Origin of the sequence: Rhodobacter flavimaris (assembly GCF_021378075.1) — a bacterium.
Lineage (GTDB): Bacteria > Pseudomonadota > Alphaproteobacteria > Rhodobacterales > Rhodobacteraceae > Rhodobacter > Rhodobacter flavimaris.
Genome location: NZ_JAJUOS010000019.1, coordinates 37,654 through 45,747 on the forward strand (window position 1 = coordinate 37,654; position 8,094 = coordinate 45,747).

General features: G+C 63.7%; 6 protein-coding genes. 3 read left to right on the forward strand and 3 right to left on the reverse strand.

The window, feature by feature from the left end; genetic code table 11:
- The first annotated feature begins 55 nt into the window (after positions 1-55).
- Positions 56-1,465 carry a D-alanyl-D-alanine carboxypeptidase/D-alanyl-D-alanine endopeptidase gene (dacB, locus tag LZA78_RS17080; protein ID WP_233678107.1) on the forward strand — a complete coding sequence of 470 codons (1,410 nt, stop codon included), beginning with the start codon at positions 56-58 and terminating at the stop codon, positions 1,463-1,465.
- A gap of 3 nt (positions 1,466-1,468) precedes the next feature.
- Here the strand turns inward: dacB and LZA78_RS17085 are convergent, their stop codons facing one another.
- Positions 1,469-1,891, reverse strand: coding sequence for a tellurite resistance TerB family protein (locus LZA78_RS17085; RefSeq protein WP_233678108.1), 423 nt, complete (start codon positions 1,889-1,891; stop codon positions 1,469-1,471).
- A gap of 106 nt (positions 1,892-1,997) precedes the next feature.
- Between LZA78_RS17085 and LZA78_RS17090 the strand changes: the two genes are divergently transcribed.
- Positions 1,998-3,605 (forward strand): lysine--tRNA ligase, encoded by a 1,608-nt coding sequence (locus LZA78_RS17090; RefSeq protein WP_233678109.1) that lies wholly within the window; start codon positions 1,998-2,000, stop codon positions 3,603-3,605.
- On the opposite strand, the gene LZA78_RS17095 is transcribed toward LZA78_RS17090, so the two are convergent.
- On the reverse strand, positions 3,606-4,487 hold the full coding sequence (locus LZA78_RS17095; protein WP_233678110.1) for a CHAD domain-containing protein: 882 nt from the start codon (positions 4,485-4,487) through the stop codon (positions 3,606-3,608). It abuts the gene before it with no gap.
- 188 nt (positions 4,488-4,675) lie between these two features.
- Between LZA78_RS17095 and LZA78_RS17100 the strand changes: the two genes are divergently transcribed.
- Complete coding sequence (locus LZA78_RS17100) at positions 4,676-6,964, forward strand: glycosyl hydrolase family 28-related protein (protein WP_233678111.1); 2,289 nt, start codon at positions 4,676-4,678, stop codon at positions 6,962-6,964.
- 49 nt (positions 6,965-7,013) lie between these two features.
- On the opposite strand, the gene LZA78_RS17105 is transcribed toward LZA78_RS17100, so the two are convergent.
- Positions 7,014-7,508, reverse strand: a complete 495-nt coding sequence (locus tag LZA78_RS17105) for a HugZ family pyridoxamine 5'-phosphate oxidase (RefSeq protein ID WP_233678112.1) — start codon at positions 7,506-7,508, stop codon at positions 7,014-7,016.
- Positions 7,509-8,094: the final 586 nt, after the last annotated feature.

Genomic DNA, 8,094 nt, shown 5'->3' on the forward strand with positions numbered 1-8,094 from the left:
AGCCGAGCAAACTTGCGCGCTAGGCTGGGGTGACGGCTTCGGTGCGGAGTGAGCGATGCAGTTTTCACGGCGTCAGATGATCTTCGGGGCGGGCGCGCTTGCCTGCGCCATCCCGCGTGGCTCTTGGGCGGCTGGCGGAGCGGACGGCCTGATCGGGGGGCTTAGCGGGGACGTCAGCTATGTCGTGGCCGATCTTGCCAGTGGCAAGAAGCTTGAGGCGCGTGGCGCCGAGAAGGCCATGCCCCCCGCGTCGACCGTTAAGGCGATCACCTCGCTTTACGCGCTGGAGGCCCTGGGGGGCGGGTATCGCTTCGCCACCCGGCTGATCGCGACCGGGCCTATCTCGGGCGGCGTACTTCAGGGGGATCTGGTACTTGCGGGGGGCGGCGATCCGACGCTGACGACCGACGATCTGGGCGACATGGCCGCGCGACTGGCTGCAATCGGTTTGCGCGGGGTCAGCGGGCGCTTCCTTGTCTGGGGAGGGGCCTTGCCCTATGCGCCCGAGATCGCGGGCGATCAGCCGATCCATGTCGGCTATAACCCGGCGATCTCGGGGCTGATCCTGAACTTCAACCGCGTACATTTTGAGTGGCGCCGCGCCGGGCAAGGCTGGCAGGTGGGCATGGACGCGCGGGGCGAGCGGTTTCAACCCAAGGCCTTCACCGCCGAGGTCGCCCTAGCGAACCGCAAGTCGCCGCTGTTCACCTATGCCAATTCGGGCGGCAAGGAGCATTGGACGGTCGCTGCAAGCGGCCTCAACAAGCATGGCAGCCGTTGGCTGCCGGTACGCAACCCCGATGCCTATGCGGGCGACGTATTCCAGACACTGGCGCGCGCGCAGGGGATCGCGCTGCCCGCGCCCGGATCGGTCCGGGATCTGCCAGGCGGCACGGTTCTGGTCGAGCATCGCTCGGAGCAGCTTGGGACCATCCTGCGCGGGATGATGAAATATTCGACCAATGTGACCGCCGAGGCCGTTGGGATGACGACAAGTGTTGCGCGCGGGATGCCAGCGGCCCGCGGCCAATCGGGCGCCTCGATGGGGCAGTGGCTCGCCTCGCGTCTGGGCGGTTCGGGGGGGCAGTTCGCCGACCATTCGGGGCTCGGGGCGGAAACCCGCGTTTCCGCGCAAGAGATGGTGCGGGCGCTTGCGCAGCTTGGACCCGCGATGGGGCTGCGCGATCTGATGAAGGGCTTCGATCTGCGCGACGACGCGGGGCGCAAGATCCAGAACCAGACGCTTGATATCGCGGCCAAGACCGGCACGCTGAACTTCGCCTCATCGCTGGCAGGCTACATGACCGGGCGCAACGGGCGGCAGTTGGTCTTTGCGATCATGACGGCCGACATGAACCAGCGCCGCCGCACGGCCGGTCAGGAAACACCCGCAGGCTCGCGCGAGTGGATCCGTCGCTCGAAAATCCTGCAAAGCCGCCTGCTGGAGCGCTGGTCGGCCCTTTAAGCCTTAGAGCTTGACGTGGCGCACCTTGGCGCCCCACTCGATGGCCACGGCGTGGAGCCGGTCGATCGCCAGTTCGCCGCGAACCTCCTCAAGCATCCGCAGCTCGGGCTGGTGCAGCACGCCATCGGCGGCGGCCACGTCGCAGGCCAGCGCATAGGCGGTTTCATACAGTTTTTCGGGCAAGGCCGCGCGCACGAGGCCAAAGAGCGCCTCGAGCCCCTCTTCCTCTTCGAAAAGCGCATAGACGGTCTGCGCCACGGGGCGGATGCGGTCGATGTCATAGGTGGCGAAGATCGGCATGTGGTTCACCATCCGCTCGATCGCGACCAGTTCCGAGGTGCGGATATTCTCGTCCGAGGCGGAAACCGCGACCATGACCGCGACAAGCGCGTCTTGCGGGGAAAGCGAGGGCAGGGTGTCGGTCACGGGAAGGCATCCTTTCACTGGTTCTGCGGGCAAATTATTGACGATTGCGCCCCCGTTCAATAGGTGGGTCGCGAATGGGCGCATGGGGCGCCCGGTGAGGTGTGAAATGACGAGCCTTCGTGACGCAGCGATGAAATCCAAAGCCTGGCCCTTCGAGGAAGCCCGCCGGGTTCTCAAGCGTTACGAAAAGAAAGACCCGGAAAAGGGCTACGTGCTTTTCGAGACGGGTTATGGCCCGTCGGGTCTGCCGCATATCGGCACCTTTGGCGAGGTGGCGCGCACCACGATGATCCGCCGCGCCTTCGAGACGATCTCGGACATCCCCACGCGCCTGCTGTGCTTCTCGGACGACATGGACGGGATGCGCAAGGTGCCGGAAAACGTGCCGAACCAGGAACTGCTGAAGGCCAACATCCAGAAGCCGCTGACCGAGGTGCCGGACCCGTTCGAAGAGTTCGAAAGCTTCGGCCACCACAACAACGCGATGCTGCGCCGGTTCCTTGACACCTTCGGGTTCGAGTATGAATTCGCCAGTGCCACCGAGTATTACAAGTCGGGCAAGTTCGACGCGATCCTGCTGAAGGCCGCCGAGAAATACGATGAGATCATGGCGATCATGCTAAAGTCGTTGCGCGAAGAGCGTCAACAGACCTACTCGTGCTTCCTGCCGATCCATCCGGAAACCGGGCGCGTGCTTTACGTGCCGATGAAGAATGTCGATGCCAAGGCCGGCACCGTGACCTTCGATGACGAAGAGGGGCGCGAGTGGACGCTGCCGATCACCGGCGGCAACGTGAAGCTGCAATGGAAGCCCGATTTCGGCGCGCGTTGGGCCGCGCTCGACGTCGATTTCGAGATGTATGGCAAGGACCACTCGACCAACACGCCGATCTATGACGGGATCTGCCGGGTGCTGGGTGGCCGCGCGCCCGAGCATTTCACCTATGAGCTATTCCTCGATGCCAATGGCGAGAAGATCTCGAAGTCGAAGGGCAACGGCCTGTCGATCGACGAATGGCTGACCTATGCCTCGACCGAGAGCCTGAGCTACTTCATGTATCTCAAGCCCAAGACCGCCAAGCGCCTGTGGTGGGACGTGATCCCGAAAATGGTGGACGAGTATCACCAGCAGCTGCGCGCCTATCCCGATCAGGATATCGACCAGCAGGTGAACAACCCGGTGTGGCATATCCACGGCGGTAACCCGCCTGAGTCGAAGATGGTGGTGCCGTTCGCGATGCTGCTCAACCTCGCTTCGGTGGCCGGTGCGACCGACAAGGACGGGCTGTGGGGCTTCATCAAGCGCTACGCCCCCGAAGCCACGCCCGAGACGCATCCCGACCTCGATCAGGCGGCCGGGTTCGCGGTGCGCTACTTCCACGATTTCGTCGCGCCGGAACGCCAGTTCCGCCTACCGAGCGATCAGGAACGCGCCGCGATGGCGGATCTGGTGGCCCGCCTCGAAGCACTGCCCGATCAGGATCTGCACCTGACTTTCGCCGATGCAGACCCCTCGGAAGCGTTGCAGACCATGGTCTTCGCGGTCGGCAAGGAACATGGGTTTGAGAACCTGCGCGAGTGGTTCCAGGCGCTTTACGAGGTGCTTCTGGGCGCGTCGCAGGGGCCGCGTTTCGGCGGGTTCATCGCGCTTTACGGCGTGAAAGAGACCATCGCGCTGATCAATCGCGGGCTGGCGGGCGAACTGGCGGCCTGATCACTCGGCACGCCAGAGTTTGAACCAGCGCCCCCAACGGTCGGCCAAGGCCTCGGGCGGTTCGGCAAAAAGACGGGAGCCGAGGCGGAATGCCTCGGCTTCCTGCGTTTTCTGGATCTGTCTGATCTGGCGGTGCAGGGCTTTCGCCGCGTGATGCGGAAGATGGGTGGGCGCGGCCTCGACCAGCACGGCAAGATCGTGATGCTGGCCAAGCAGCTCGCCCAGGGTATCAACGATCTGGGCGTGGCCTAGCATCATCTCGGGCCAGATCGGCGCCAGCAGGCGTGTGTGATACCAGTGGTGCTTGGCCCGTGAACGCCAGGCGTGCAGCGCCTCATCGGTCGGATCGCGCTGTGCGCGGGCCATCCGGGCCTGCGCCTGCGCAAAGCTCTTGGTCAGGCCGGGGGCTAGGACCTTCCAGCCTTTGCCAATCACCGTCCATTCCGCGGCACGGTCGCGGATCGCCGCGATGTCCAGCGCGAAGGTTTCCAGCGCGTCGTGCGAAGGGTCTGTGCCCACGCCACCCGAAAGCCGTTCGAGCATCAGGCCAGCTTCGGTGGCGACGGGGGCGATCCCCTTCAGGGTCGCGCGCATGACCTCGGCGTCGCGCAGGTGTGCGATCCCGGCGGCGGCCTCGCGCAGGGCGGCGTTTTCCTCGGCGAAGCCCTCGAAACGCGGGGCGACAAGGCGCAAGAGGCCGCGCGTCTTCTTGGTGGCCTTGCGCAACTCGTGGATACGCGCGGCGCCATCGGGCGAGCGTGCGATCTCCGCGGCGAAGGAAAGCTCTTCGGTCGCGATGCGGCGCAGCATCGCGGTGGCGTCGGTATCGTCGGCTTGCAAGTGGTAGGGCATGGTGCGGTCAGTCTGGCTGCTTGGCCGCATGGTAGCAAGCGGCTGCGTCGGTTCCGTGACAGCCGCAGCGTTCGCTGCCCTCAGCACTTTTTTAACCCTGGCGGCTAGTTCTTGCCCGGCCGGTGCGGCGGGCGCCCCGTGCATTTCCATGACGATCCGCCATCGCGCCGCTTCATGCCGGTGGCGCATGGGCAGGACTGAACCAAGAGGAACCTCGAATGAACATTGCGGTGACAGAGGGTCTGGCGCTGATGCCGCCGGCTTTCGAACTGGGGCTTGATGTCTGGTCGAGCGGGGACGGAACCGCCGGATCGGCGACCTATCTGGGCGCGGCAAATGCCGCGATCGTCCCGGCCGATCAGGATTTCGGCGCCTGTCTGGAACTGACCAAGACGCAATCGACGCAAAAGCTGCGCTATATGGGCCAGACGCCCATCCTGCCCGGCGCCTATCTGCGCATCACCGCGCGCGTCAAGGCGGTCAGCGGCAACCTTCCCATCGTGCGGATCGCCGCCTACGCGATGAATTCGGCGGGGCATGTCGCGGGGCTGATCGAGCAATCGACCCAGGTTGAGTTAGAGAGCTACGGGCGGGTCGTGACCGCCTCGGCCATCGTCGGCACCGGGCAGCGCGTGGGCGTGGACATGCCCTGGGGCACGCAACCCAGCTACGGCCATTTCGGGATCGACCTGACGGGCGCCAACGGCGGCGTGGTGCGCATCGACGATATTGTGATCGAGGACGTGACCGAGGTTTTCCTGCGCGACATGATGGACTGGGTCGATGTACGCGATTACGGCGCGCGCGGCGATGGCGTCACCGATGACCGGGCCGCCTTCATCGCGGCCGACAATGCCGCCAACGGGCGCATGATCGTGGTGCCCGAGGGCAGCTACTTGATCGGCTCGACCCTGTCGATCAACGCCCCGATCCGCTTTGTCGGCACGCTGGTGATGCCCACCGCTGCGCGGCTTTCGCTGATGTCGAGCTACGATTTCCCGACCTATGCCGAAGCGTTCGGCGGCGAACTTGCCGGTCTGAAGAAGGCGCTTCAGGCGCTGTTCGCCTATACCGATCACAATTCGCTCGACCTGAAGGGCCGCCGCGTCGAGGTGACCGAGCCGATCGACATCAAGGCGCTTGCGCCGGATCTGAGTAGCTTTTCGAACCGCCGCGTGCTGCGCAATGGCCAGTTGAACGTTATCGACGGCACGGTCTGGGCCGACACGGTCGTGACCTCGCAGGCGACCTATTCCACCAGCGCGCCCGACACGCTGACTGGCGTCGCCAACATCGCCAACATCCCGGTGGGTGCGCGCGTCTCGGGCGCGGGTGTCGGGCGCGAGGTCTATGTGCGCGCGGTAAATGTGGGTGCGGGCTCGCTGACGCTGTCGCAGCCGCTGTTTGGCGGTGCGGGCACGCGCACGCTGACCTTCACGCGGCATAAATACGTGCTCGATTTCTCGGGGCTCGCGAAGCTCGACCGGTTCAACATCGATGACGTCGAGATCCTGTGCAACGGCGAGGCCAGCGCGATCATGTTGCCGCCCTCGGGTCAGATGTTCCATGTGCGCGACTGCTATATCAACGCGCCGAAGGACAAGGGGATCACCTCGATCGGCACCGGCTGTCAGGACATGCTGATCGACCGCTGCCAGTTCCTGTCGAATGAAAGCCAGGTTCCGGCGACGCAGCGTGTCTCGGTCGCGTTCAACGTCAATGCCAATGACACCAAGATCCGGGATTCGCGCTTCGTGCGGTTTGGGACCACGATGATCCTGCACGGAACGGGGCACCTGATCGTCGGCAATCACTGGTTTCAGGGTGACGAGGAAACGAACGGCGCCCGCATTGCCGGCCTGGTGTTCACGCAGACCAACGTGCAATCGGCGGTGACGGGGAACTACATCGACAACTCGGTGGTCGAGTGGACGAATGAATACGATCCGACCCCGAATTTCGGCAACGAGTATTCCTTTGGCGGCCTGACCGTCACCGGCAACACCTTCGTCAGCCTCGACTCGGCGCCCTGGTTCACCTGGTTCTCGATCAAGCCCTATGGTTCGGGGCATTTCATTCACGGCCTGAATATCTCGTGCAACGTGTTCCGCGCCATCAATGGGGACGTCGATCGCTTCGAGAAGGTGGACACGACCTATGCCGACCTTGACCGCTCGCGCTTCCGCAATATCCAGATCGAGGCGAATACGTTCAACGGCGTCGGGCAGTTCGTCTGCAACCCGGTCTTTCTGCAGGTCGATCAGGCGACGGCCCAAACGGTCTGGACGATGACCCCGGGCGCCTATCTTCCGTTCGGCGGGTGGGCGCGGAACGTGGAAAGCGTTCTGGCCGAGGGGATGATCACGAACAACGCCGGCTCGCGCATTTCGTCGATGCCCTATGTCGTGGTCGAGCAGGGCACCGCCAAGCAGGATGTCACGCTGAACTGGGCGGAGGCCGCCAAGGGGCGCGTGCAGGTCAAGATCCGCTGCGATAACCCGAACTGAGATTGTTCTGCCTTCGGCTGGCAAGAAGGGCGCCCCTCGGGGCGCCCTTTCATTTTCTGGCCAGATCCTCGGCGCTCAACCGATAGGCGCGCGCGAATCCTCCGTTGAGCAGGCCCGACAGAAGCCGGAACTCGACAAAAAAGAAGTCCGGCAGGTCGATATAAAGCTTCGCCTTCGGATGATCGGCCAACCATCTGTCGCGCGCGAGGGCGTTGCGCGGGTCATCCGGCGGCAGGGCGCAGGCCTCGGCCTGCAGGCTGATCCGAGGGTGCGTCAGCGGGTCGCCCTTTGCACCCGGCTCCCCCAGCAAAAGGCCCGCCCGCGCGTCGCGCCGCAACGCCCGGCTATGCGCCGAAAGGCCGGAGAGCAGAGTCCAGAGCCCGCCTTCGGGGCCCGGGCCAATGGCGATGCGGCTGACCGCGGGGAAGCCCGTCTCTGGGTCGATCACAGCAAGCGACCCGAACCGTGCCGCGGAAATCAAGTCCTGCGCAAGCTGACGTGCCTCGTCGTCGGTGGAGCGGATCGGGGATTGGGGCGGTGCCATTTGGGGCCTTCTGCAAGGATCTTTTGGATCATTGGATGACATGCGTAGCAATGCGCGCGACGCCAAGCAAGCGGTGCTGGAACGCTGAATGCGTCGCGAATCATCGGCGGATGGTCGTAAACGCGCGGCTTCGTGGCCCTCTAGGTCTACGAACGCGGCAGTGCAGAAAATTTCAGCAAGGGTGACGCATGGTAAATGAGCATGCGTGCGCTTGTCTGAGCATGAACATGCAAGGACTTGAAAGGAAATGCAAAAATTTGTTGGATTTCAGCAACATTTACAATGTTAACGCAATCGGTGTGAAAATATTTACAAGAAAAAGCATATAAAATCGTGACTTACTGGAAGATACATGTTTGATTTACAATGACCCCGAGGTAGCGTGCCCCCGAATATTATCGAGGCTAGGGAGCGGCGCGTAGCCGCGAGGATTTTAGGGAGGAGGCCAGTATGGCGACCCAGGAACAGACCGTTGCAGCGCCCGACGTGCGCGAGGTTCCGGCAGGATTTGAGAATGCTCACGCGAACACGCAGAAGTATCTGGAGATGTATCGCGAGTCTGTTGAGAACCCGGATGCGTTCTGGG